26 protein-coding genes are annotated in these 22,984 nt (G+C 67.1%); 22 read left to right on the top strand and 4 right to left on the bottom strand.

The features are described from left to right. Positions 1-140 precede the first annotated feature (140 nt). Positions 141-1,982: a dihydroxy-acid dehydratase gene (ilvD, locus tag B4920_RS00220; RefSeq protein WP_079432594.1), complete on the top strand. Its 1,842-nt coding sequence runs from the start codon at positions 141-143 to the stop codon at positions 1,980-1,982. A 136-nt stretch (positions 1,983-2,118) separates the two neighbouring features. Here ilvD and B4920_RS00225 read toward each other — a convergent pair whose 3' ends face one another. Together B4920_RS00225 and B4920_RS00230 are read right to left on the bottom strand one after the other, a co-directional pair. Further along, positions 2,119-2,385: a hypothetical protein gene (locus B4920_RS00225; protein ID WP_079432595.1), complete on the bottom strand. Its 267-nt coding sequence runs from the start codon at positions 2,383-2,385 to the stop codon at positions 2,119-2,121. Positions 2,386-2,408: 23 nt separating this feature from the next. Beyond that, positions 2,409-3,155, bottom strand: a complete 747-nt coding sequence (locus B4920_RS00230) for a dinitrogenase iron-molybdenum cofactor biosynthesis protein (RefSeq protein ID WP_079432596.1) — start codon at positions 3,153-3,155, stop codon at positions 2,409-2,411. A 356-nt stretch (positions 3,156-3,511) separates the two neighbouring features. On the opposite strand from B4920_RS00230, the gene B4920_RS00235 reads away from it, so the two are divergent. Continuing rightward, positions 3,512-3,787 carry a hypothetical protein gene (locus B4920_RS00235; RefSeq protein WP_079432597.1) on the top strand — a complete coding sequence of 92 codons (276 nt, stop codon included), beginning with the start codon at positions 3,512-3,514 and terminating at the stop codon, positions 3,785-3,787. A 21-nt stretch (positions 3,788-3,808) separates the two neighbouring features. Here the strand turns inward: B4920_RS00235 and B4920_RS00240 are convergent, their stop codons facing one another. Next, entirely contained in the window at positions 3,809-4,306 is a 498-nt protein-coding gene (locus tag B4920_RS00240) for a GNAT family N-acetyltransferase (RefSeq protein ID WP_079432598.1), read from the bottom strand. A gap of 284 nt (positions 4,307-4,590) precedes the next feature. Here B4920_RS00240 and B4920_RS00245 point away from each other — a divergent pair, with 284 nt between their 5' ends. Genes B4920_RS00245 through B4920_RS00260 form a run of 4 tightly spaced genes read left to right on the top strand, consistent with a single transcriptional unit; the run spans position 4,591 to position 8,579 of the window. Then, positions 4,591-5,682, top strand: coding sequence for a hydrogenase small subunit (locus tag B4920_RS00245; RefSeq protein ID WP_079432599.1), 1,092 nt, complete (start codon positions 4,591-4,593; stop codon positions 5,680-5,682). After that, complete coding sequence (locus B4920_RS00250) at positions 5,682-7,472, top strand: nickel-dependent hydrogenase large subunit (RefSeq protein ID WP_079432600.1); 1,791 nt, start codon at positions 5,682-5,684, stop codon at positions 7,470-7,472. Before B4920_RS00245 ends, B4920_RS00250 begins: the two co-directional genes overlap by 1 nt. Positions 7,473-7,482: 10 nt before the next feature. Then, on the top strand, positions 7,483-8,187 hold the full coding sequence (gene cybH, locus B4920_RS00255) for a Ni/Fe-hydrogenase, b-type cytochrome subunit (protein ID WP_079432601.1): 705 nt from the start codon (positions 7,483-7,485) through the stop codon (positions 8,185-8,187). A 20-nt stretch (positions 8,188-8,207) separates the two neighbouring features. Continuing rightward, positions 8,208-8,579: a HigA family addiction module antitoxin gene (locus B4920_RS00260; RefSeq protein WP_079432602.1), complete on the top strand. Its 372-nt coding sequence runs from the start codon at positions 8,208-8,210 to the stop codon at positions 8,577-8,579. Here B4920_RS00260 and B4920_RS00265 read toward each other — a convergent pair. Then, positions 8,551-9,918, bottom strand: coding sequence for a hypothetical protein (locus tag B4920_RS00265; RefSeq protein ID WP_139379392.1), 1,368 nt, complete (start codon positions 9,916-9,918; stop codon positions 8,551-8,553). The two genes, B4920_RS00260 and B4920_RS00265, sit on opposite strands and share 29 nt — an antisense overlap. A gap of 77 nt (positions 9,919-9,995) precedes the next feature. Here B4920_RS00265 and B4920_RS00270 point away from each other — a divergent pair, with 77 nt between their 5' ends. The 16 genes from B4920_RS00270 to B4920_RS00345 all read left to right on the top strand — a co-directional run bounded on the left by B4920_RS00270 (position 9,996) and on the right by B4920_RS00345 (position 22,982). Beyond that, the gene (locus B4920_RS00270) at positions 9,996-10,607 is read left to right on the top strand and encodes a HyaD/HybD family hydrogenase maturation endopeptidase (RefSeq protein ID WP_079432604.1); all 612 of its coding nucleotides are present in this window, start codon (positions 9,996-9,998) and stop codon (positions 10,605-10,607) included. A gap of 3 nt (positions 10,608-10,610) precedes the next feature. Beyond that, entirely contained in the window at positions 10,611-10,916 is a 306-nt protein-coding gene (locus B4920_RS00275; RefSeq protein WP_079432605.1) for a HypC/HybG/HupF family hydrogenase formation chaperone, read from the top strand. After that, the gene (locus B4920_RS00280) at positions 10,913-11,365 is read left to right on the top strand and encodes a hypothetical protein (protein ID WP_079432606.1); all 453 of its coding nucleotides are present in this window, start codon (positions 10,913-10,915) and stop codon (positions 11,363-11,365) included. Before B4920_RS00275 ends, B4920_RS00280 begins: the two co-directional genes overlap by 4 nt. Then, positions 11,362-12,213 (top strand): hydrogenase expression/formation protein, encoded by an 852-nt coding sequence (locus B4920_RS00285; RefSeq protein WP_079432607.1) that lies wholly within the window; start codon positions 11,362-11,364, stop codon positions 12,211-12,213. Before B4920_RS00280 ends, B4920_RS00285 begins: the two co-directional genes overlap by 4 nt. Before the next feature lie 2 nt (positions 12,214-12,215). Further along, complete coding sequence (locus tag B4920_RS00290) at positions 12,216-12,428, top strand: rubredoxin (protein WP_079432608.1); 213 nt, start codon at positions 12,216-12,218, stop codon at positions 12,426-12,428. Then, entirely contained in the window at positions 12,421-12,912 is a 492-nt protein-coding gene (gene hybE, locus B4920_RS00295) for a [NiFe]-hydrogenase assembly chaperone HybE (RefSeq protein ID WP_079432609.1), read from the top strand. Before B4920_RS00290 ends, hybE begins: the two co-directional genes overlap by 8 nt. A 16-nt stretch (positions 12,913-12,928) precedes the next feature. After that, on the top strand, positions 12,929-13,768 hold the full coding sequence (locus B4920_RS00300; protein ID WP_079432610.1) for a hypothetical protein: 840 nt from the start codon (positions 12,929-12,931) through the stop codon (positions 13,766-13,768). Continuing rightward, positions 13,761-14,102, top strand: a complete 342-nt coding sequence (gene hypA / locus B4920_RS00305; protein ID WP_079432611.1) for a hydrogenase maturation nickel metallochaperone HypA — start codon at positions 13,761-13,763, stop codon at positions 14,100-14,102. The genes B4920_RS00300 and hypA overlap by 8 nt, the downstream gene beginning before the upstream one ends. Positions 14,103-14,116: 14 nt before the next feature. Beyond that, positions 14,117-15,169: a hydrogenase nickel incorporation protein HypB gene (hypB, locus tag B4920_RS00310; protein ID WP_079432612.1), complete on the top strand. Its 1,053-nt coding sequence runs from the start codon at positions 14,117-14,119 to the stop codon at positions 15,167-15,169. 7 nt (positions 15,170-15,176) lie between these two features. Further along, the gene (gene hypF, locus B4920_RS00315; protein ID WP_079432613.1) at positions 15,177-17,552 is read left to right on the top strand and encodes a carbamoyltransferase HypF; all 2,376 of its coding nucleotides are present in this window, start codon (positions 15,177-15,179) and stop codon (positions 17,550-17,552) included. Positions 17,553-17,588: 36 nt separating this feature from the next. Further along, entirely contained in the window at positions 17,589-17,831 is a 243-nt protein-coding gene (locus B4920_RS00320; protein ID WP_079432614.1) for a HypC/HybG/HupF family hydrogenase formation chaperone, read from the top strand. Further along, positions 17,828-18,967, top strand: coding sequence for a hydrogenase formation protein HypD (hypD, locus tag B4920_RS00325; protein ID WP_079432615.1), 1,140 nt, complete (start codon positions 17,828-17,830; stop codon positions 18,965-18,967). Before B4920_RS00320 ends, hypD begins: the two co-directional genes overlap by 4 nt. Positions 18,968-19,127: 160 nt before the next feature. Further along, positions 19,128-21,158 carry a methyl-accepting chemotaxis protein gene (locus tag B4920_RS00330; protein WP_079432616.1) on the top strand — a complete coding sequence of 677 codons (2,031 nt, stop codon included), beginning with the start codon at positions 19,128-19,130 and terminating at the stop codon, positions 21,156-21,158. Positions 21,159-21,255: 97 nt separating this feature from the next. Further along, complete coding sequence (locus B4920_RS00335) at positions 21,256-21,612, top strand: hypothetical protein (protein WP_079432617.1); 357 nt, start codon at positions 21,256-21,258, stop codon at positions 21,610-21,612. Position 21,613: 1 nt separating this feature from the next. Then, positions 21,614-22,660: a hydrogenase expression/formation protein HypE gene (gene hypE / locus B4920_RS00340; RefSeq protein WP_079432618.1), complete on the top strand. Its 1,047-nt coding sequence runs from the start codon at positions 21,614-21,616 to the stop codon at positions 22,658-22,660. Between the two features lie 19 nt (positions 22,661-22,679). Beyond that, positions 22,680-22,982: an antibiotic biosynthesis monooxygenase gene (locus B4920_RS00345; RefSeq protein ID WP_079432619.1), complete on the top strand. Its 303-nt coding sequence runs from the start codon at positions 22,680-22,682 to the stop codon at positions 22,980-22,982. The last annotated feature ends 2 nt before the right edge of the window (positions 22,983-22,984 follow it).

Here is a 22,984-nt window from a genome sequence, read left to right on the forward strand (position 1 = left end):
GGACGCGGCGAAGGCGAGGGAATACCCGAACGGCGTGTGGCGCACTGGCGGACTTCAGACATCCGCTGCAGCACGGGCCGCTGCAAGCGCTAGAATGCAAGATTGCAACAAACCATTCGTTGAAGACGGAGTCCCCCGAGATGCCCCAGTACCGTTCCCGCACCTCCACCGCCGGTCGCAACATGGCCGGCGCCCGCGCCCTGTGGCGCGCCACCGGCATGAAGGACGGCGATTTCGAAAAGCCGATCATCGCCGTGGTCAACAGCTTCACCCAGTTCGTGCCGGGCCACGTGCACCTGAAGGACCTGGGCCAGCTGGTCGCGCGCGAGATCGAGGCTGCCGGCGGCGTCGCCAAGGAATTCAACACCATCGCTATCGACGACGGCATCGCCATGGGCCACGGCGGCATGCTCTACAGTCTGCCGTCCCGCGACCTGATTGCCGACAGCGTGGAGTACATGGTCAATGCCCACACCGCCGACGCGATGGTGTGCATCTCCAACTGCGACAAGATCACCCCGGGCATGCTGATGGCCGCGCTGCGCCTCAACATCCCGGCGATCTTCGTGTCCGGCGGCCCGATGGAAGCCGGCAAGGTCAAGTGGGAAGCCAAGGTGATCTCCCTCGACCTGGTCGATGCGATGGTCAAGGCCGCCGACAGCAGCTGCTCCGACGAGGAAGTGGACGCCGTCGAGCGTTCCGCCTGTCCGACCTGTGGCTCCTGTTCCGGCATGTTCACCGCCAATTCCATGAACTGCCTGACCGAGGCGCTGGGCTTGTCCCTGCCAGGCAACGGCACCGTGGTCGCCACTCACGCCGACCGCGAGCAGCTGTTCCTGCGCGCCGGCCGCACCATCGTCGGCATGGCCCGCCGCTACTACGAGCAGGACGACGAGTCCGTGCTGCCGCGCTCCATCGCCAGCTTCAAGGCCTTCGAGAACGCCATCAGCCTCGACGTGGCGATGGGGGGTTCCACCAACACCGTGCTGCACCTGCTGGCCGCGGCCAAGGAAGCCGGTGTGGACTTCACGATGAAGGACATCGACCGCATCTCCCGCCACGTGCCCTGCCTGTGCAAGGTGGCGCCGGCGGTGGCTGACGTGCACATCGAGGACGTGCACCGTGCTGGTGGCATCATGGGTATCCTCGGCGAATTGAACCGCGCCGGCCTGCTGCATACCGACCTGCCCACCGTCCACGCCAAGACCCTCGGCGAGGCGCTGGCCACTTGGGACGTGATGAAGGCCCATGACGGTGGTGTGTTCAACTTCTACAAGGCGGCTCCGGGTGGCGTGCCGACTCAGGTCGCCTTCAGCCAGGATCGCCGCTGGAACGAACTGGATCTGGATCGTAGCCACGGGGTTATCCGTGACAAGGCGCATGCCTTCAGCCAGGACGGCGGCCTCGCCGTGCTGTACGGCAACATCGCCGAGAAGGGCTGCATCGTGAAGACCGCCGGCGTCGACGAGTCTATCTGGCAATTCACCGGCCGCGCCCGTGTGTTCGAGAGCCAGGAAGACGCCGTGGCCGGCATCCTCGCCGACCAGATCGTCGCTGGCGACGTGGTGGTGATCCGCTACGAAGGCCCGAAGGGCGGCCCCGGCATGCAGGAAATGCTCTACCCGACCAGTTACCTGAAGTCCAAGGGGCTCGGCAAGAGCTGCGCGCTGCTCACCGACGGGCGCTTCTCCGGTGGTACCTCCGGCCTGTCCATCGGCCACGCCTCGCCGGAAGCGGCCTGCGGCGGCGCAATCGGCCTGGTGGAAGAGGGCGACATCATCGAGATCGACATCCCCAACCGCCGCATCAACCTGGCGGTGTCCGACGAGGTGCTGGCTGCCCGCCGCGCAGCCCAGGATGCCCGTGGCTGGAAGCCGGCCAACCGCGTCCGCCACGTGTCGGCCGCGCTGCAGGCTTACGCGGCCCTGACCACCAGTGCCGATACCGGCGCGGTGCGTGACGTGACGCAGATCCAGCGCTGAGTCAGATTTCGGCGCGATAGAGCAAAGCCCGGCGAAAGCCGGGCTTTGTTTTTTGTGGTGGCTCGCGGCTGGAACGTCCCGCTCTTGTAGGAGTGAATTCATTCGCCCCCACGGAGATCAGGGGCGCGCCGCCTTCTCAGCGGCCCAGCTCCTCCAGCGAGGCATGCAACTTCGGCACGAACAGCGCGTCCTGCTCGCTGATCTGGGCGAGGGCGTAGCTGATCAGCTGGGTGCCGGCGGCGATGGCGTCCGGCGCGTTGTCCAGCTCTGCGGCGAAGCGGCCGATGCTGCTGGCCACCAGCCGCGTGATGCGCGGGTTCTCGCCAAAGACGCGGGCCGTACCGATCGCGTTGCTGATCAGCGCGGCAGTGGCCTCGAAGTGATCGGGTTTCGGCTTGGTCATGGCGTGTCCTCCAGGAACGGTTTTCAGTCCGCGTGTACGTCGTCGACGGCCCGGTTGGCGCCGTAGTTGCGCAGCCGGTTCTCGGCGGCAACACCGAGGATCTTCAAGAGCCAGGGGGGCGGCGAGTTTTCCATCGCCTCCTGGAACTTGGCGATCACTTCGTCCGCCGTGCCGCCTTCCGCCAGCTTGATCGGATAGATGTCGGCACGGATGATCTTGGCTGCCGCTGGGCCGCCGACGGACACCACGTACACCACGTGGCAGTCGCCGATGAGCTGGGCGCGGAACAGGTTCTTGTCCGGCGCGAAATCGGCCTCGGCCGTGTGGCGCACATCGATCAGGCGGCTCTCGGTGGGCGACACCTGGTAGACCAGGAAGCGCAGACAGGAGCCGAAGTGGCCGTTGAGGGCCAGGCCGAAGTCGGAGGCGATGGCTACGCGCACCGAGCCCGGCATGTCGCCTTCGTTATAGGGTTCGAGCGGCGGCAGGCCCTCGTCGTCGTCGGCGTCGCCCCACAGGATGCGCACGGCCAGCTTCATGGCTTCCAGGCCGATGCCGATGTCCTCGCCGTCCTCTTCGCCGTCGAGGCTGCCGAAGCCGGTCTTCAGGTGGGTGACGGTGATGTTGCGCAGGGTCTCGGTGTCGATGCTGTCGCCGAGGCATTCCTGCAGCACTTCGATGAGACGGGTCAGGCCGATGTTGGGCATGGCCCGGGAGGCAAGGGCAACCCGGAGGGCGGCCTCGCGGGTGATCTTTTCGGGTTTTTCCATGGGGGACTCCGCTCGCTTGTGATGTTTCCCCAGCTATCAGCAGATACAGTGCCAGCTCCCGGCGTGTCGTTCGGTGTGCCGTTCAAGTGCTTGTCGGCAAAGCGGAAGTTGCCGGATGCCGGGGCCCGCCCGGCGGTTGGCGATGTGTCGTTTCAACGACAAAACCCGCGTCCGGCGTGGCGGGGTTGCGGCGACGGGATGTCGCCTTCCCGACAAGCCGGGGGCGTCAAGGGGGCCAGGATGCCGCGCCGGAGGCGTTATCCAGGGCGGAGGAGGCGTGGTTCGAAGCTTGCTAATACCTGTTCGACACCGCCGGATTGCGGCGGTCTTGGACAATGCGACAGCGGGAGACCCACATGGATGCAAGAGTGAGTGTGAAGGACAGGAACGGCCGGGCGGTCGCCGTGGGCGAACATGTACGGATCCTGTCCGTGTCGCCGGATCCGGACATGGACGAGGATGAACTGGACATGATCATGTTCATGGTCGGGGCGATCTCCGAGGTGGAGAAGATCGACGAGGAGGGCCGCGCCTGGGTGACCATGTGGTGGAACTGCGTGGAGACGACGGCGGTGAGCAGCGTCGGCCTGTTCCCCCACGAAATGGAGTGGGTGCCGCCGGAACTGGGCTGAGCGCCGGCAGCGTCTTGAGCCCTAGAGTTTCTTTTCCATGAACAGGGCCTGGCCCATGGCCGGGTCGAGCTGGTAGCCCGCGAAGCCGCAGTTCAGATAGGCCTGGCGGGCGCCGGCATTGCCCTCGAGCACCTCGAGGGTCAGCTTGCAGCAGTCCCGTTGCCGCGCCACCTGTTCGGCGTGGGCCAGCAGCGCCGAGGCGATGCCGCGACGGCGGAAGTCCTCATGCACGATGATGTCGTGCACATTCAGTAGTGGCCGGCCGGCGAAGGTGGAGAAGCCCTCCACGCAGTTGATCAGCCCGGCGGCCTGCCGCTCCCCTTTCTTGTTCCAGTAGGCGATGAAGCTCAGCACGGTCGGGCGGCGGCGCAGCTCGTCCGGCAGGCGCGCACGCAAGTCGTCGCTCATGGCCTGGCCGCTGCCGGTGGGGCCGCGCATGTAGTGGTCGAGCAGGTCGAGGAAATCGTCGCGCTGGGCTTCGTCGTCGAAGTCGACGGGCTGGATGGAGAGGTCGCTCATCGTGGGTGTCCGCAAAATCAGGTTTATGCCGTGTGCTTGCTGTTGAGGTGGATGTCTGGTTTCCATTTGACCGGTCAGCCGATTACCAGTCTCTCGGCGTTGTCGCTGCCATGGTCTGCGGAAAATTACTAAAGCCTTGTGCTGAAAGGGTTTTAGAAGACTGCCGGAATTGGGCACGCTTTTTGTTAAACCCCCTGTCGACATGTGCGACGGTGCCGGCCCGCTTGCGTCGCGACAGATCAGAACATATCCGGGCCCGATGTTCCACCAGGGGGTTGCTATCCATGACTGAAACGTTCTACGAAGTGCTGCGGCGGCAAGGCATCACGCGCCGCAGCTTCATGAAATTCTGCAGCCTGACGGCCACCTCGCTGGGCCTCGGCAGCGCTTTCGTGCCGAAGATTGCCCACGCGCTGGAAAACAAGCCGCGCACGCCGGTGATCTGGCTGCACGGTCTGGAGTGCACCTGCTGCTCGGAGTCCTTCATCCGCTCGGCCCACCCGCTGACCAAGGACGTGGTGTTGTCGATGCTGTCCCTCGACTATGACGACACGCTGATGGCCGCAGCCGGCCACCAGGCCGAGGCGATCATCGAAGAGGTCAAGAAGAAGTACAAGGGCAACTACATCGTCGCCGTCGAGGGCAATCCGCCGCTCAACGAGGACGGCATGTTCTGCATCCACGGCGGCCGTCCCTTCGTGGAAGTGCTGAAGGAAACCTGCGCCGACGCGAAGGCCATCATCAGCTGGGGCGCTTGCGCGTCCTACGGCTGCGTGCAGGCCGCCAAGCCAAACCCGACCCGTGCGACGCCGGTGCACAAGGTGATCACCGACAAGCCCATCGTGCGCGTGCCCGGCTGCCCGCCGATCGCCGAAGTGATGACCGGCGTGGTCACCTACATGCTGACCTTCGACAAGATCCCCGAACTCGACCGCCAGGGTCGCCCGAAGATGTTCTACGGCCAGCGCATCCACGACAAGTGCTACCGCCGCCCGCACTTCGACGCCGGCCAGTTCGTCGAGAACTGGGACGACGACGCGGCGCGCAAGGGCTATTGCCTCTACAAGATGGGCTGCAAGGGCCCGACCACCTACAACGCCTGCTCGTCGATGCGCTGGAACGGCGGCGTGAGCTGGCCGGTGCAGTCCGGCCACGGCTGCATCGGCTGCTCGGAAGACGGCTTCTGGGACAAGGGCAGCTTCTACGACCGCGTCACCGACATCAAGCAATTCGCCATCGAAGGCAATGCCGACAAGGTCGGCGGCACGGCGGCCGGCGTGGTCGGTGCGGCGGTCGCCGCCCATGCCGCGGTGACGGCGCTGGCGCGGGCCCGCGGCGACAAGCAGGGCGACAATCAGAATTCGGGAGATAAATAATGACTGTGCTTGAAACCCAGGGCTTCAAGCTCGATAACTCCGGCAAGCGCGTGGTGGTCGATCCGGTGTGCCGGATCGAGGGCCACATGCGCGTCGAGGTGAACATCGACGACAAGAACGTGATCCGCAACGCGGTGTCCACCGGCACCATGTGGCGCGGGCTGGAGGTGATCCTGAAGGGCCGCGACCCGCGCGATGCGTGGGCCTTCACCGAGCGGATCTGCGGAGTGTGCACCGGCACCCATGCGCTGACGTCCGTGCGCGCGGTGGAAGATGCCTTGGCGATCCAGATCCCTGAGAACGCCAACATCATCCGCAACCTGATGCAGCTCAACCTGTACATCCACGACCACCTGGTGCACTTCTACCACCTGCATGCGCTGGACTGGGTGGACGTGGTGTCGGCGCTGAAGGCCGATCCGAAGAAGACTTCCGAGCTGGCCCAGAGCATTTCCAGCTGGCCGCTGTCCTCGCCGGGCTATTTCCGTGACGTGCAGAACCGCCTGAAGAAGTTCGTCGAATCCGGCCAGCTCGGCCCCTTCATGAACGGCTACTGGGGCAACCCGGCCTACAAGCTGCCGCCGGAAGCCAACCTGATGGCGGTCACCCACTATCTGGAAGCGCTGGATTTCCAGAAGGACATCGTCAAGGTTCATACCATCTTCGGCGGCAAGAACCCGCACCCGAACTGGCTGGTTGGCGGCGTGCCCTGCGCCATCAATCTGGAAGGCACTGGCGCGGTCGGGGCGATCAACATGGAGCGCCTGAACCTGGTCAGTTCCATCATCGACCGCTGCATCGACTTCATCGACAACGTCTACATCCCCGACCTGAAGGCCATCGCCAGCTTCTACAAGGACTGGACCTACGGCGGCGGCATCTCGTCCCAGGCGCTGCTGTCCTACGGTGACATCCCGGACAAGGCCAACGATTACTCTGCGTCCAGCCTGTTGCTGCCGCGCGGCGCGATCATCGGCGGCGACCTCACCAAGATCCACGAGGTGGACCTGAAGGACCCGGAGCAGATCCAGGAATTCGTCGCCCATAGCTGGTACAAGTACGCCGACGAGTCCAAGGGCCTGCATCCCTTCGACGGCGTCACCGAGCCGCACTTCGAGCTCGGCAAGAACACCAAGGGCACCAAGACCCGGATCGAGAGCCTCGACGAAGCCGGCAAGTACTCGTGGATCAAGGCGCCGCGCTGGCGCGGCAACGCGATGGAAGTGGGCCCGCTGGCCCGCTACGTGATCGGCTACGTGCAGAAGAACCCGGAGTTCAAGGAACCCGTCGACAAGCTGCTGTCCGATCTCGGCCTGCCGCTGCAGGCGATCTTCTCGACTCTCGGCCGTACCGCCGCGCGGGGCCTTGAAGCGTCATGGGCGGCCCACAAGTCGCGCTACTTCTTCGACAAGCTGATCGCCAACCTGAAGGCCGGCGACCTCAACACCGCCAACATCGACAAGTGGGAGCCGAGCAAGTGGCCGGCCGAAACCAAGGGTGCCGGCTTCACCGAGGCGCCGCGCGGCGCGTTGGGGCACTGGATCAAGATCAAGGACGGCCGCATCGACAACTACCAGGCCGTGGTACCGACCACCTGGAACGGCGGTCCGCGCGACGACAAGGGGCAGATCGGCGCCTTCGAGGCCTCGCTGATGAACACCCCGGTGGCCAAGCCCGACGAGCCGCTGGAGATCCTGCGCACGCTGCATTCCTTCGATCCCTGCCTGGCCTGCTCCACTCACGTGATGGCGCCGGACGGACAGGAAATGGCGTCAGTCAAGGTCCGTTAAGGAGCTGATCATGCTGTCACAACAGGACATGCTGGAGGCCGAAAGGCACGGCCGGCAGGTACGCTCGATCTACGTCTATGAAGCCCCGGTGCGTCTGTGGCACTGGATCAACGCGCTGGCGATGGTGGTGCTGGCGGTCAGCGGCTACTTCATCGGCAAGCCGCTGCCGACGCTGCCGGGCGAGGCGTCCGACAACTTCCTGATGGGCTACATCCGTTTTGCCCATTTTGCGGCGGCCTACATCTTCGCGGTGGGGCTGGCCGGGCGGGTGTACTGGGCCTTCGTCGGCAACCACCACTCGCGCCAGATCTTCAAGCTGCCGATCTTCAACAGCCACTGGTGGAGCGAAGTGTTCTTCGAGCTGCGCTGGTATCTGTTCCTCGAGAAGCAGCCGAAGAAATACGTCGGCCACAACCCGATGGCCCAGCTGATGATGTTCTTCTTCTTCACCGTGCTGGCCTTCGGCATGCTCTGCACCGGTTTCGCGCTGTATGGCGAGGGGCTGGGGCTCGGCTCCTGGGCCGATCGTCTGTTCGGCTGGGTGATTCCCCTGCTCGGCGGCTCGATGCAGACCCACAGCCTGCACCGACTGGGCATGTGGATCATGATGAGCTTCGTCGTCGTGCACGTGTATGCGGCGATCCGCGAGGACATCATGAGCCGCCAGAGCCTGATCTCGACGATGATCTCCGGCTGGCGGATGTTCAAGGATTGAGTGTTGCGCAGCTGCGCGCAATGAGCCGCAAGGTCTCCCTCCCCGGGCCGGACCGTCCCTGGCAACAGGGCGTTCCGGCCTTTCTGCGTTTGCGCGCGGGGCGGCGTCCGCCGCATCCGGGGCATTTCCTGGAGAGTCGCTTCCTGGTGCCGCTGGGCATCACCCAGGATGCGCTGGCGAGGGCGCTGGGGATCTCGCGGCGCAGGGTCAATGAGCTGGTGCGCGGTAAACGCGCCGTGACGCCGGATACGGCAGTACGGCTGGCGTTGCTGTTTCAGCTGGAGCCGGCCTTCTGGCTGGGGTTGCAACTGCAGTGGGATCTGTACCGGGAGTGTCGGGCCGTGGGATGCGGCCCGAGCAGCATTACGGGATTTGCGACATCAGGTGGATGAGACCGGCGGTGCTGAAGGTCAGCACCAGCACCAGGCCCACGCCGGTCGCCACCAGCGGAGCGTAGCTCACGTTGGAGAAATGGCGGCCACAGTTGCGACAGCGGAAATACTCGCTGAACGTGATGCCGGCGATCCTGCGTGGATTGATCCGCGAGATGCGTACGTTGGTGCTGTTGCAATGTACGCAGGTTGGGGTTGTGGGGGTCCAGAATGTGGTCCGCCGGGCCGGGCGATGGCGATCCTCGATCTTGACGGCCGGCTGCGCCGTCTTTTTGACTTTCTTCTTTGGTGCCGGGGCGAGCTCTGGATCGGTGTCGGGTGTCGTGCTGTCGGGTTCGTTGTCCTTGCTTGCCGTCGCATTCGATCTACGGATCCGCAGCAGATAGACATTCAGTCCAGCTGACACCAGGACCAGTGCAATGATCAGGCCCGTCTTCAGGTGTGGGCGGATTGCCTGCCACAGATTTTCCAGGTCGTCCCGTGTCCAGGAGGAAGAAGAAGCGCTCGACGTCGAGGTGTCCGTCTTGGCCACATCGGCGGAGCCCTTCAACTCCTTCAGCTTCTCGTGGCCGTGCCAGGCCGCATCGGCCGGGGACATGCCGGCACGGGTCAGGGTGACTGCGTCTTCGAAGGCAAAGCCGGCCTCCCACCAGGCCAGGCGATCCCGTGGCGTGAAGCCTTCGCGTTTCCACTGGGCGGGATCGGACTGATCGAGCTCCGCCATCAGCGTGCGGTTGTTCTTGGTCGAGTCGCGCCATTCGGCCGCCTCATCCGGATCGAAACCTTTGTCGGACCAGGTGCGTGCCACCACGGGCGCGAAGCCGGCGTTCTTCCACTCGCGCGCATCGTGGGGCTTGAACGAATAGCCCTCCCATTCACGGGCTTCCGCCGGCTTCATGCCGGTGTCCTCCCAACGGGTGATCTTGCGGGGTGTGGCAGACGCGTCGGTCTGGGCCTCAGCCGCAGGCTTCGGCGAGTCGTCTTCGGCTGGCCGGGCCAGTGGTGCCGCCGTCAGGAGGGCGAGAGCGGTAAGGGCAGGCAGGATCTTTTTCATGGGCTCAAGACAATAAACCACTCCGTCCTGGAGTGCAGCGCAAATTCCGTTGCAATGCGAAAAAATTCCTGCTGCGCAGTCCGGAGTATGTTCATGAAATATTTCGACGGCAGGGGGCCGGCGGAGTGTGCGCCGGTGGCCGGCCGGGATATGCAATTGCCGTTTCAGCCCTGGTGAGTGGCCGAAAACAATGGTTTCGATTTGGTTTTCATGTGGAAGTCCGGTGATCGCTTTCTCTAAAGACGGATGCCCCGGCGCTGTGGAGAGGCCTGCCAGACCTGCCATTTGCCCGCGTATGGCCCTACAAGCGAAGACGGCACGGATCTTGATTGTGTAACTCGTCCCGTTACAAAGGCGTGTTCATGACTTCCGTGCCGCGAATTCTCGTTTTGGGTATCGGCAATCTCCTGTGGGCCGACGAAGGCTTTGGCGTGCGTTGCGTGGAGGCGCTGGCCGAGCGTTATGCGCTGCCCGACAACGTCACCGCGATGGATGGCGGCACCCAGGGCCTGTACCTGTTGCCCTATGTGGAGGAGGCGCAGCGCCTGCTGGTCTTCGACGCGGTCGATTACGGCGATGCGCCGGGCACGCTGCGCATCGTCACCGGCAGCGAGGTGCCGCGCTTCATGGGCGCCAAGAAGATGAGCCTGCACCAGACCGGCTTCCAGGAAGTGCTGGCGTCCGCCGAACTGCTCGGCCGCCTGCCCGAGGAGCTGGTGCTGATCGGTTGCCAGCCGGTCGAGCTGGAAGACTTTGGCGGTAGCCTGCGCGATGCGGTGAAGGCGCAGATCGAGCCGGCGCTGGCGGTGGCCGGCGAATGGCTGGCCCGCTGGGGCGCGCCGCTGGCCCCGCGCGAAGGCGCCGGGCCGCGCCTCAACGAAGGCAGCCTGGAAATGGCCAATTACGAGGCCGGCCGACCCAGCGAGCAGGAGGCTTGCCGCTTCGGCGATGCGCGCTTCCTGCAGGAGGGCTGAGCCGTGTGTCTCGGCGTACCGTACCGCGTCATCGAATCCGCCGGCTGGATGGCCCGCTGCGACGGGCCGGATGGCGAGCAGCACATCGATCTGTCGCTGGTCGGCGAACAGCCGCCCGGTACCTGGCTGCTGACTTTTCTCGGCGCCGCGCGGGAGGTGATCGACGCCGACCGGGCCGCCGCCATCAACAACGCGCTGGCTGCGCTCGATGCGGCAATGGCCGGCGACCATGCGCGCATCGACGCGCTGTTCGCCGACCTGGTCGACCGCGAACCGAGCCTGCCCGATCACTTGAAGGATCTTTCATGAGCGTTCAATTCGCGCCGCCCCAGTCGTCCCTCGACAAGCTGGACGCGGCCCTCAAGCGCCTGGCCGAGCGCCACGGCTTCGAGCGCGTCGCCGACGCGGCCGCCTTCGAGGCCGGCGCAGGGCTGGCCGTGCTGCTGCTGACCGACGATCCCCAGCGCAGCCCCGAATCCCTCGACGTCATCGTCGTACTGCCCGAGGCGCTGCAGGCCCTCGGCCTGCCGGCGCGGCGCTTCGCCGCCGATGCGCAGGTAAGCCCGCTGCTGGCCAAGCGCTTCGGTGCCAGCCGTTTCCCGACCGTCGTCGTGCTGCGCGACGGCGCCTACCTGGGCGCCTTCAGCGGCATCCTCGACTGGGGCCCCTTCGTCGGCGAGTTGCAGGCCCTGGCCGCCGCCGCCCCCAGCCGCCCCCCGATTTCCGTTGCCGTCCAGGACGCCAGGAGCTGTTCATGAAACCCTTCCCGATTCCCGTCGTGCCCGTCGGCCCCGGCTCGCAGACCGACGAGGCGCCCGACTACCTGGCCATGCCGAGCGGCATGAATACCTTCCAGGCGCCGCGCCTGCCGGAGGCTGCCAGCGCCGCCGATATCGCGCGCGCAGCGGAGGTGCTCGAAGGCCTGCTGGCGACGATGCGTAGCCAGCCCATCGATGCCGCGCAACCGGCGACGGCACTGCTCGACGGCGAGTCGGCCGGTGTCCGCGAAGTGCTGACCCAGTCCCTCGGCTTCGGCGAGGTGTCGGCCTTCACGCTGGCACCGACCCGCGTGCGCGTGCAGGAAACCGCCTTCGCCGCGCTGTGGCGCGTGCTGGAGGAGGGCGTCGCTGGGCAAATCGTCGCCGACCGCCTCGTCGCCGGTCCGGTGCCGGTCGAGCTGTACGCGGCGATGCGCGCCACCACGCTGCCCGAGCTGAGCCTGCCGCCGTTGCTGCCCAACATGATGAACGGCGAGGCGCTGCTCGCCGAAGTCCAGCAGCAGGCGGCCCGCCACCAGGCCGGCAAGCCGGCCCATGTGATCAACCTGACCCTGCTGCCGGTCACCGACACGGACCTGGACTACCTGTACGGCGCCCTTGGCCACCGGGAGGTGTCGATCCTGTCGCGGGGCTATGGCAACTGCCGGGTCACCAGCACCCGGCTCGCCAACGTGTGGTGGGTGCAGTACTTCAACAGCATGGACAGCCTGATCCTGAATACCATAGAGGTGGTGGATATGCCCGAGGTGGTGCTGGCCGCCGCCGAGGACTACGCCGATTCCATCGAGCGCCTCGGCGAATACATCCAGATGCTGAAGGAGGGCTGAGCATGTTCGAAGGCTCCTTTCTCGGCGACGGCGCCAGGCTGGCCGACACCGACAAGCTGGAATGCGGCATCTGCTGGTCGGTCTACGATCCGGCCGAAGGCGACGCGCACTGGGGCATCCCGCCCGGCACGCCGTTCTCGCAGCTACCGGAGCACTGGCGCTGCCCCACTTGCGATGCGCCCCAACACAAGTTCATGGTGTTGAAGGATGACTGAGCTGCGTCCAGCCGCCGAACTGGTGACCCACATCGAGACCCATTACCGCTGCGTGGCGGCCGGGCCGATGGCCGCTGTGCCTTTGTGCAACCCCAGCCTGTCCGTACGCCTGCTCGGGCTGGCTGACTGGGAAGGCGTCCGCGTGGGGGCTCTGGTGATGCCCTGGGCGATCAACCTGTTGCTTTTGCCGGGCAGCGCCCCGTGGCAGGCGGCGCCGGCGCTGTCCAAGCAGTGTTGGCGTTTCCCGAGCGGGGAGTACGAGTTCATCCACGCCGAGGACGTCGGCTTCGGTCCCTTTCAGATGTGTTCGCTGTTCTCGCCGGTACTTGAGTTCGATTCGATGGACGCCGCTTGTGCGACGGCCCAGGCGGCGCTGCTGGCGCTGTTGCGCCCGCCGCTGGAGGCCTTCGTAGACGCACCGGCGGCCGAACCCATGTCGCGCCGGCGCTGGCTGTTCGGGCGCGGCGGCGCGTCGGCCGCGTGAGGCGAGGGCGCCAGCGGTGACGAGTGCTTCCCTTGCTGGTGGGCTGCATGTCAGCGCGCGCTGGGCGGACGGCTGTCTGAACGACTGGCGGGTCACGCTCCATCGGCCGCCGGTTGCGAAGGCCCTGGTTGGACTGACGCCGGACGAGGCTCTGAGCCGTGTGCCGCTGTACTACAGCCTGTGCGCCCATGCCCAGCGCGAAGCCGGACGCCTGGCCCTGCTGGCGGCGGGGCAGGCGACGGAAGAGCCGGCCGCATCGTGGCAGTTATGGGCGGAATGCCTGCACGAACACCTGTGGCGCCTGTTGCTCGACTGGCCGCGGCGTTTCGGTGCGGCGCCGCAGACAGCGACCTTCGCGGCCTGGCGCGGTGTGCGTGGGCAGGGGCGTTCGGCGCTGGTGGCGGCCACCGTGCGGGTGCTGGACGAGACCCTGGGCGGTGGTGGGCAAGGCGGGTTGCTGGAAGCGGGTTTGACGCGCCTGGATGCCGAAGGGGCGTCGGCCGTTCGCGTGGGGCTCGAAGCCCGTGTGGCGGCGCTGCACGCGGCGCAGGAATCCCTCGCCGCGGACGACGTCTATCCCCATGGCAGCAACGGTCAGCCGGGCGTCGGGCACGGCAAGGCATGGATCCACACGGCCCGCGGTGCGCTGCGCCACGAGTTGCGCCTGGAGGGCGAGCGCGTCGCCGCCTGGCGTGTGGAGGCGCCGACGGATCGCAATTTTGCCGGTGAAACGGGTATCGTGAAGCTGCTGCCCGCCGATTTGCCGACACGGGCCGCGGCGCAGGAGGCGGTGGAGCGGGCGGTGCTGCTGCTCGACCCCTGCGTGGCGTATGAAGTGGAGATTGCGGATGCATGAAATGTCGCTGGCGGAAGGGATCCGCCAGATCGTCGAGGACGCCGGGCGCAGCCAGGGCTTTCACAAGGTCAAGACGGTGGTGCTGGAAATCGGCCAGTTGTCGTCGGTGGAGCCGGACAGCCTGCGCTTCTGCTTCGACGTGGTGATGCGGGACAGCATCGCCGCCGGCGCCGCGTTGCAGATCGACAGCGTGCCGGGCAGCGGCTGGTGCATGCAGTGCGCCGAGACGGTGCCCGTCGCGGCACTGTACGATCCGTGCCCGAAATGTGGCAGCTACCAGGTGCAGGCCACCGGCGGCACCGAGATGCGGGTCAAGGAACTGGAAATCGAATGAAGGTGGTTTGAGACATGTGCAATGTGTGCGGTTGCGGAACCGGAGAAACCCGCCTGGAGGGCGAAGCCCTCGATCACGAGCATGAACACGAGCACGTGCACGCCGACGGCACCGTGCACCGCCATGCTCATCACCACGCGGACGAGCATGCGCACGGCCACGCCCCGTACCAGTGGGTGCCAGCCGCCGTCCACGGGCATGCCCATCGCCATGCCGACGGTTCCGTACACAGCCACGATCACGCCCATGAGGGCGAGCACATCCACGACCATGGCGACGGCAGTGTGCATTACGGCCACGGCCCGGCCGGCGCCCACGCGCCGGGCATGAGTCAGGCGCAGATGGTCAAGATCGAGCAGAACATTCTCGCCAAGAACGACGGCTACGCCGAGCGCAACCGCAGCTGGCTGGCCGACCGGGGCATCCTGGCGCTGAACCTGGTGTCCAGCCCGGGCTCCGGCAAGACCACGCTGCTGGTGCGTACCATTGAAGAATTGAAGAGCAAGGTGCCCGTCGCCGTCGTCGAGGGCGACCAGCAGACCAGCTTCGACGCCGAGCGCATCCGCGCCACCGGCGCCCCGGCGCTGCAGATCAACACCGGCAAGGGCTGCCATCTGGACGCCCACATGGTCGGCCGTGCGTTGGAGAAACTGACCCCGCCGGAAGACAGCGTGCTGCTCGTCGAGAACGTCGGCAACCTGGTCTGTCCGGCTGCCTTCGACTTGGGCGAGGCCGCCAAGGTGGTGGTGCTGTCGGTCACTGAAGGGGAGGACAAGCCCCTCAAGTATCCGGACATGTTCGCCGCCGCGCGCCTCATGCTGGTGAACAAGATCGACCTGCTGCCCTACCTGAGCTTCGACGTGCACAAGGCCATCGATTTTGCGCGGCGGGTCAATCCCAGGCTCGAGGTGATCCAGGTGTCCGCTACCACCGGCGCCGGCTTTGCCGACTGGCTGGGCTGGATCGACGCCCGCCTCGGTGAGGCCTGCGCCGGGCGCCAGCAGACCGTCGAGCAACTGCGCGCACGCATCGCCGAGCTGGAAGCCCGGCTCGCCGCCAAGGGGTGACGCGCCGATGCTGATGATCGTCGACCCGACCTGTGTCGCCCGCCGCCTGCGCGTGCGTGGCGTCGTGCAAGGAGTGGGCTTCCGGCCCTTCGTGTACCGCTTCGCCCGGAAGCTCGGCCTCACCGGCTGGGTGCGCAACGATGGCGCCGGCGTGGAGATCGAGATCCAGGGCGGTGAAGCCATCCTGGATGCCTTCACCCTGTGCCTCGCCAGCGAGGCGCCGCCGCTGGCGCGAGTGGATTCCGTCGAACCGGAGGTAATTGCACCGGACCTGGCACGCACCGAGTTCCTGATCCTGCCCAGCGCCGATGGCGCGGTGGCCACTGCCATCGGTCCCGACACGGCGATCTGCCCGTCCTGCCTTGGCGAACTGTTCGACCCGGACGACCGCCGCTGGCGCTATGCCTTCATCAACTGCACCAACTGCGGTCCGCGCTACACGATCACCCGCCGCCTGCCCTACGACCGCGCCAACACCAGTATGGCGGCCTTTCCGCAATGCCCGCACTGCGAGGCCGAGTACGCTTTCCCGGGCGACCGGCGCTTCCATGCCGAGCCCAACGCCTGCCCGGTCTGCGGCCCGCAGCTGAGCCTCTACGAACCCCACGGCGTGCAGGCCCTGGCCCGCGATCCGGTGGCCGAGACCCTGCGCCGCCTGCAACTCGGCGAGATCGTCGCACTGAAGGGCCTGGGCGGTTTCCATCTGGCCTGCGATGCGGCGGACGGTGACGCGGTGCTGCGCCTGCGGGTACGCAAGCGCCGCCCGCACAAGCCGCTGGCACTGATGTTCGCCAACCTGGCCAGCGTGAAGCGCTGGGCGCGGGTGTCGGAGGCGGAAGCCGCGGCGCTGGAAAGCCCCGAGCGGCCCATCGTGCTGCTGGAAAAGGGGCTGGAGTTCGATCAGGCCTTTCCGGGCATTGCGCCGGGTCTCGACGAAGTCGGCGTGATGCTGCCCTACACGCCGCTGCAATACCTGCTTTTCCACGAGGCCGCTGGCCGGCCCACCGGCACTGCATGGCTCGCCGACGTGCAGCCGCTGGGCCTTGTGATGACCAGCGCCAACCCCCACGGGGAGCCGCTGGTGAAGGACAACGACGAAGCCTTCGAGCGCCTCGCCGACATCGCCGACGTGCTGCTGATGCACGACCGGGACATCGTCGTGCGCTGCGACGACTCGGTGCTGCGCCTGCGTCCGGACCTGCCGGCCGGGCCGCACGAGGCCGCCGGCGCCGGCATCCAGTTCATGCGCCGCGCGCGGGGCTTCACGCCGCTGTCCCTGCCGCTGCCCGACGACGGCCCGGCGGTGCTGGCCTTCGGTGCCCACCTCAAGGCGACCCTGTGCCTGGCCCGCGGGCGCGAGGCCTTCCTGTCCCAGCACATCGGCGGCCTCGACAACCCGGCCGCCTGCGCGGCGCTGGACGAAGTGGCCGAGCACCTGCAGTCCATCCTGTCGGTACAGCCAGCGGCGGTGGCCCACGACGCCCATCCCGATTACTACTCGACGCAGGCCGCCTTGGCCCTGGCCGAGCGCCTCGACATCCCGGCGATTGCGGTCCAGCATCATCACGCTCACCTGGCCGCGGTGTGCGCCGAGCATCGCCTCGAAGGGCCGGTACTTGGTTTGGCCGCGGACGGCGTCGGCCTCGGCACCGACGGCATGCCGTGGGGCGGCGAGCTGCTCTACGTGGACGGCGCCGAGTTCCGCCGCCTCGGCCACCTCAGCCCGTTGCCGCTGCCCGGCGGCGACCGCGCGGCGCGGGAGCCGTGGCGCATGGCCTGCGGTGTGCTGCACGCGCTGGGGCGCAGCGATGAGGCAGCTCGGCGTTTCCCCGATCAGGCCGTGGAGCCGGTGCTCGCGATGCTGCAGAAAGGCACCCGCTGCCCGCCGACCACCAGCCTCGGCCGTTGGTTCGACGCGGCGGTCGGCCTGCTCGGCATCTGCGACACGATGACCTTCGAAGGCCAGGCGGCGATGCTGCTCGAAACCCTGGCGCGGGCTTTCGGCGACTGCCTGGCGCTGCCCGGCAGCTATTACATCGACGAGCGCCCGGAGGCAGGCCTGTCGGTGCTCAATCTCTATCCGCTGCTCAATCAACTGGCCGACGAGGGCGACGCGGCCCGTGGCGCGGCCCACTTCCACGCCGGCCTCGTCGATGGCCTGACCCAGTGGCTTGGCGATGCCGCCCTCGCCACCGGCATCCGCCAGGTCGCGCTGTCCGGCGGTTGCCTGCACAACCGCCTGCTCGCCGCGGGCCTGCGGGTGCGCCTGCAGGCCCGCGGGCTGAAGGTTTTCGAAGCCCAGCACGCGCCTCCCGGCGACGGCGGCGTGGCCCTCGGTCAGGCCTGGGTGGCCCGCGCGCAGCTGGCGCGGGGCGTGTGGTGAAGGCGGGGCAGCCCGGTAACCGGAAGGACTGATTTCATGTGTCTCGCAATTCCGACCCGCGTGGTCGAACTCCTGCCCGACGGCCAGGCCCTGGTGGACCTGGGCGGTGTGCGCAAGACGATTTCCCTTGAACTGGTGGACGACGTGCAGCCCGGCGACTACGTGATTGTCCACGTGGGCTACGCGCTGACCCGCCTCGACCCGGAGGAGGCCGAGCGCACCTTGGCGCTGATGAAGGAAGCCGGCATCGACGTGGCCGGCGAGGCGGCCTCCGCATGAAGTACGTGGACGAATTCCGCGACGGGGAGGTCGCCCGTGGCCTTGCCGAGGCCATCGCCCGCGAAGCGCGGCCGGACCGGCGCTACGCCTTCATGGAGTTCTGCGGCGGGCATACCCACGCGATCTCCCGCTACGGCGTGGCTGATCTGCTGCCGCCCCAGGTGCGCATGATCCACGGCCCCGGCTGTCCGGTGTGCGTGCTGCCCATCGGCCGCATCGACCAGGCCATCGGACTGGCGCTGGAGCGTGGCGTCACCGTGTGCACGTACGGCGACACGCTGCGCGTGCCGGCCTCCGGTGGCTTGTCGATGCTGCGCGCGCGGGCCCGGGGCGCCGACATCCGCATGATCTATTCGGCAGCCGATGCGCTGGCGCTGGCGCAGAAGGAGCCCGAGCGGCAGGTGGTGTTCTTCGCGATCGGCTTCGAGACCACCACCCCGCCCACCGCGCTGGTGATCCGCCAGGCCGCGCAGCTGGGCCTGAAGAACTTCAGCGTGCTGTGCTGCCACGTGCTGACGCCGTCGGCGATCACCGCGATCCTCGAGTCGCCGGAGGTGCGCGAACTGGGCACGGTGCCGCTGGACGGCTTCATCGGGCCGGCCCACGTCAGCACGGTGATCGGCAGCCGCCCGTATGCGCACTTTGCCGAGGAGTATCGCAAGCCGGTGGTGATCGCCGGCTTCGAGCCTCTCGACGTGATGCAGGCAATCCGCATGCTGGTGCGCCAGGTGAACGAAGGCCGGGCCGAGGTGGAGAACGAGTTCTCCCGCGCCGTCAGCGAGGATGGCAACCTGAAGGCCCAGGCGCTGGTGTCGGAAATCTTCGAGCTGCGCCGCGACTTCGAATGGCGCGGCCTTGGCACGGTGCCCTATTCGGCCCTGCGCATCCGCGAGCGCTTCGCCGCCTTCGACGCGGAGGCGCGTTTCGGCCTGCACTACCAGGGCGTGCCGGATCACAAGTCCTGCGAATGCGGGGCCATCCTGCGCGGCGTCAAGACGCCCCTCGACTGCAAGCTGTTCGGCACGGTGTGCACGCCGGAGACGCCGATGGGCTCGTGCATGGTGTCCTCCGAAGGGGCTTGTGCGGCCCATTACACCTACGGCCGCTTCCGCGACATTCCGGTGGTTGCTGCATGATGGAGCGCTTTCGCCAAGTCCTTGTGCCGAAAGGGAACAGTGGCTTGAATCCGCCGCTTTTGGTCAGTGATTTATTACCGAAAACAGGGTTAAATCTCGTCTCGTTGCGGCCGATAAGCCGCCATACGGTCTGTTCGAGGCCGTGCAAGGAGACAAGAAAATGAACCTGTTCAAAAGTCTGCGGGGGGCGTCGGCCCCGGGTGTCGTGACCCTGCAATGCCGTGCGTCCGAGGTCGCCCAACGCCTCGCGTCCGCATCCATCGCACCGACCTTCGTCGGCGGCTATGTGTCGCCGCACGTGGATATCGACCAGGTTGCCCGCGCCGTGACCGCCCGTTTCCCGGGCGTGCCGGTGATGCTGTGTTCCACCGCCGGCGAGCTGTGCGGCGACAGCGACAATCTGTACTGCCGCACCGGCGAACAGTGGGACCGGGTGGTCCTGCAGTGCTTCGACGCGTCGTTGATTGCCCGCGCCCAGCTGGTGGCCGTGCCGCTGGCCTGCGAGGACCTGCGCCGCGGCAAGTCCGAGGTGCCGGTGAAGGAGCGCCTGGCGCGCATCGCCCGCAATATCGAGGCGGTGCGCCTCGACATGGACATCGACTACCGGGACACACTGGCCTACGTGCTGTTCGATGGCCTGTCGGCATCGGAGTCCTTCTTCATGGAGGCGCTCTATGATTCCGGGCGCTTCCCCTGCCTGTTCGTCGGCGGTTCGGCCGGCGGCAAGTTCGACTTCAAGAACACCTGGATCCACGATGGCACGCGCCGCCTGGAGAACCACGCGCTGATCGCCTTCCTGAAGGTGGCCAAGGGCACCCGTTTCGGCGTGCTGAAGAGCCAGAACTTCGTGCCGGACGGCCCACGTTTCCCGGTCATCGGCGCCTCGCTGGAGCAGCGCTACGTCAGCCAGGTGATCGCCGCGGACGGCCGCATCGTGCCCTTCATCGACGCGCTGTGCAGCCACTTCCGCTGCGAGCCGGCCCAGCTGGAAGGCAAGCTGGCCGATTACTCCTTCGCGATCCAGGTCGGCAAGGAGATCTTCGTCCGCTCGGTGGTGAACGTGGACGTGGGCGCCGGCCGCGTCAATTTCTACTGCGACATCTCGCCGGGCGAGGAGCTGATGCTGGTCCGCCGGACCGGCCTGGTGCAGAGCACCGAGCAGGATTTCCGCAACTTCATGGCCGGCAAGCCCGGCGCGCCGGTGGCCGGCATCCTCAACGACTGCATCCTGCGTCGCCTGTACAACGACAAGGAGTTGTCCCGCGTTGGCAGTGCGCTGCCATGCAAGCAGATGGCCGGCTTCTCGACCTTCGGCGAGATCCTGGGCCTCAACCTGAACCAGACTCTCACCGCGGTATTCTTCTTCCGCGTGCCGGAAGGCACGCCCTTCCGCGACGACTACGTGGACAACTTCGTCGCCCACTACGGCGAGTTCAAGGCCTTCTTCCTGCGTCGCCAGAGCGCCAAGCTGACCGGCCTGTCGCGGGTCATCGTTAAGCAGATCGCCGATTACCAGGCCGAAGCCTTCGACAGCCAGCTTGACCCGTCGAACTTCGACGACAACATCGCGCTGGTTGTGCATGGCCTCAACAGCCTCGGCCAGACGCTGCAGTCCTCCCATTCCCTGCGCGACCAGATGGCGCATCAGCTGGAGAGCTGCGCCGGCGACCTGTATTCGTCGGTGGGCGATTTGTCCGCGCACATCGACGAGCAGGAGCGGGTGGTGAACGCCGCCGGCGGTACGGTCAGCGAGCTGACTCACCAGGCCGCCGACAGTGCCGACAGCGCGCGCAAGCTGGCCCAGGCCAGCGGCCGCATCCAGGGCGTCGTGGAGGTCATCCAGCAGATCGCCGACCAGACCAACCTGCTGGCCCTCAACGCGGCGATTGAGGCCGCGCGTGCCGGCGAGGCCGGGCGCGGCTTCGCGGTGGTCGCCGACGAGGTGCGCAAGCTGGCCGAGAAGTCCCGTGCCAGTGCCGGCGAGATCGGCAACGATATTTCCACGCTGGCCAGCGAGATCGGCCGCGTCGCCCAGGAGATCGAGCGCCAGGCCGGCGACGTGTCCAACCTGTCCGGCATGCTGACCGACATCCAGGCCTTCAGCGGCAAGACCTCCGAGACGGCCGGCCACACCAAGGCGGTGGCCGATACCCTCAAACACCTGACCGAGAGCCAACTGACCCGGGGCTGACCCGGCGGGCACGCCTGCGCGTGCCGTGCCGCTCGGCCCCCGAACGACACGACACGCCCATGCTGCCCTGTGACATCCCCACGCGCGGGGCCCGGCCATGTTGACCGGCGCCCTGCTCGGCATCGTCGAGGATGCCGCCCACGCGATCCTGACCCTCACCGACGGGGTGGAGGACGCGACCCTGTTCTCCCTGCGCCTGACCCGCGACGAGGCGATCCGCCAGCTGATCGTCATCGCCGACTCCCTCGCCAACCTGCCCGCCGACGCGGCGACCGCGCTGTCCGCCATCGACCGGGACGGCTGGGCGCTGACCGCCCGCAGCCTGCACAGCGTCCAGCGCGCCACGGTGGATGAGGCGCTGGCTTTCGGCGTGCGTTCGCTGGTGCCGGCGCTGATCCTCAACCTGCGCCGTTATCGCCGCAGCCATCCGGACCTGTTCGTGTTCAAGCCCTGATATGAAAAAAGCCTATGTCCGCCCCCTCGACCTGCGCCACGGCAGCGTGGACCTCTCCCATGGCGGCGGTGGCCGCGCGATGGTCCAGCTGATCAGCGACATCTTCGCCCGCGCCTTCGACAACGAATGGCTGCGCCGCGGCGACGACGGCGCCGTGCTGCCGGCGCCGGCCCCCGGCGAGCGCCTGGTGGTGGCCACCGACGCCCATGTGGTGTCGCCGCTGTTCTTCCCCGGCGGCGACATCGGCTGCCTGTGCGTGCACGGCACCATCAACGACGTGGCGGTGATGGGCGCCCGCCCGCTGTACCTGGCCGCCAGCTTCGTGCTCGAAGAAGGCTTCCCGCTGGCCGAGCTGCAGCGCGTGGTGCTGAGCATGGCGGCGGCGGCCAGGGAGGCCGGCGTGCCGGTGGTCACCGGCGACACCAAAGTGGTCGAGAAAGGGAAGGGCGACGGCATCTTCATCACCACCACCGGCATCGGCGCGCTGCCGGCCGGGCGCGAGCTGTCCGGCGCCAACGCGCGGCCGGGCGATGCGGTGATCGTCTCCGGTACCCTCGGCGACCACGGCATGGCGATCATGGCCCAGCGCGAGAACCTGGCCTTCGATTCGGAAATCCGTTCCGACACCGCCGCATTGCACGGCCTTGCCGCCGTGGCGATGGACGCCGCGCCGGAGCTGCGCCTGCTGCGCGACCCGACCCGCGGCGGGCTGGCGGCCACCCTCAACGAGATCGCCCAGCAGTCGGGCGTCGGTATCGTCCTCGACGAAGCGGCCATCCCGGTGGACCCGCAGGTCGCTGCCGCCTGCGAGTTCCTCGGCCTCGACCCGCTCAACATCGCCAACGAAGGCAAGCTGATCGCCGTCTGCCCCGCTGAGCAGGCCGACACGCTGCTCGCCGCGCTGCGCGCCCATCCCCTCGGCGCGCGGGCGGCGAAGGTTGGCGAGGTGATCGCCGACGAGCACCGCTTCGTGCAGATGAAAACCGCCTTCGGCGGCCGCCGTATGGTGGACTGGCTGGCCGGCGAACAGCTGCCGCGGATTTGTTAACTCCCAGGAGAGACCGACCATGTACATCGCCATGAACCGTTTCCGCATCGCCCCGGGCCGCGAGGCCGAGTTCATCGACATCTGGAAGCAGCGCGAATCGCACCTGGACGAGGTGCCGGGCTTCAAGGAGTTCCACCTGCTGCAGGGGCCGACGACGCCGGAGTTCACGCTGTTCGCATCCCACTCGGTGTGGGAGTCGGCGGCGGCCTTCGAGGCCTGGACCCGCTCCGAGGCCTTCCGCAAGGCCCACGCCGGTGCCGGCACGAGCCGCGACATCTACCTGGGGCCGCCGCAGTTCGAGGGCTTCGAGGCCGTGCTGTAAAT

It is taken from the genome of Zoogloea sp. LCSB751, from assembly GCF_002028455.1.
Taxonomy (GTDB): Bacteria; Pseudomonadota; Gammaproteobacteria; order Burkholderiales; family Rhodocyclaceae; genus Zoogloea.

Bases quoted from the DNA above. Each gene is read 5' to 3' on its own strand.
- B4920_RS00280 (WP_079432606.1), top strand. From the start codon at position 10,913: ATGAGCGTTCAATTCGCGCCGCCCCAGTCGTCCCTCGACAAGCTGGAC.
- B4920_RS00235 (WP_079432597.1), top strand. From the start codon at position 3,512: ATGGATGCAAGAGTGAGTGTGAAGGACAGGAACGGCCGGGCGGTCGCC.
- hypB (WP_079432612.1), top strand. From the start codon at position 14,117: ATGTGCAATGTGTGCGGTTGCGGAACCGGAGAAACCCGCCTGGAGGGC.
- B4920_RS00245 (WP_079432599.1), top strand. From the start codon at position 4,591: ATGACTGAAACGTTCTACGAAGTGCTGCGGCGGCAAGGCATCACGCGC.
- B4920_RS00335 (WP_079432617.1), top strand. From the start codon at position 21,256: ATGTTGACCGGCGCCCTGCTCGGCATCGTCGAGGATGCCGCCCACGCG.
- B4920_RS00330 (WP_079432616.1), top strand. From the start codon at position 19,128: ATGAACCTGTTCAAAAGTCTGCGGGGGGCGTCGGCCCCGGGTGTCGTG.
- hypA (WP_079432611.1), top strand. From the start codon at position 13,761: ATGCATGAAATGTCGCTGGCGGAAGGGATCCGCCAGATCGTCGAGGAC.
- B4920_RS00285 (WP_079432607.1), top strand. From the start codon at position 11,362: ATGAAACCCTTCCCGATTCCCGTCGTGCCCGTCGGCCCCGGCTCGCAG.
- hypE (WP_079432618.1), top strand. From the start codon at position 21,614: ATGAAAAAAGCCTATGTCCGCCCCCTCGACCTGCGCCACGGCAGCGTG.
- B4920_RS00225 (WP_079432595.1), bottom strand. From the start codon at position 2,385: ATGACCAAGCCGAAACCCGATCACTTCGAGGCCACTGCCGCGCTGATC.
- B4920_RS00240 (WP_079432598.1), bottom strand. From the start codon at position 4,306: ATGAGCGACCTCTCCATCCAGCCCGTCGACTTCGACGACGAAGCCCAG.
- B4920_RS00270 (WP_079432604.1), top strand. From the start codon at position 9,996: ATGACTTCCGTGCCGCGAATTCTCGTTTTGGGTATCGGCAATCTCCTG.
- hypD (WP_079432615.1), top strand. From the start codon at position 17,828: ATGAAGTACGTGGACGAATTCCGCGACGGGGAGGTCGCCCGTGGCCTT.
- ilvD (WP_079432594.1), top strand. From the start codon at position 141: ATGCCCCAGTACCGTTCCCGCACCTCCACCGCCGGTCGCAACATGGCC.
- B4920_RS00345 (WP_079432619.1), top strand. From the start codon at position 22,680: ATGTACATCGCCATGAACCGTTTCCGCATCGCCCCGGGCCGCGAGGCC.
- cybH (WP_079432601.1), top strand. From the start codon at position 7,483: ATGCTGTCACAACAGGACATGCTGGAGGCCGAAAGGCACGGCCGGCAG.
- B4920_RS00265 (WP_139379392.1), bottom strand. From the start codon at position 9,918: ATGGCAGGTCTGGCAGGCCTCTCCACAGCGCCGGGGCATCCGTCTTTA.
- B4920_RS00260 (WP_079432602.1), top strand. From the start codon at position 8,208: ATGAGCCGCAAGGTCTCCCTCCCCGGGCCGGACCGTCCCTGGCAACAG.
- B4920_RS00250 (WP_079432600.1), top strand. From the start codon at position 5,682: ATGACTGTGCTTGAAACCCAGGGCTTCAAGCTCGATAACTCCGGCAAG.
- B4920_RS00290 (WP_079432608.1), top strand. From the start codon at position 12,216: ATGTTCGAAGGCTCCTTTCTCGGCGACGGCGCCAGGCTGGCCGACACC.
- hybE (WP_079432609.1), top strand. From the start codon at position 12,421: ATGACTGAGCTGCGTCCAGCCGCCGAACTGGTGACCCACATCGAGACC.
- B4920_RS00320 (WP_079432614.1), top strand. From the start codon at position 17,589: ATGTGTCTCGCAATTCCGACCCGCGTGGTCGAACTCCTGCCCGACGGC.
- hypF (WP_079432613.1), top strand. From the start codon at position 15,177: ATGCTGATGATCGTCGACCCGACCTGTGTCGCCCGCCGCCTGCGCGTG.
- B4920_RS00230 (WP_079432596.1), bottom strand. From the start codon at position 3,155: ATGGAAAAACCCGAAAAGATCACCCGCGAGGCCGCCCTCCGGGTTGCC.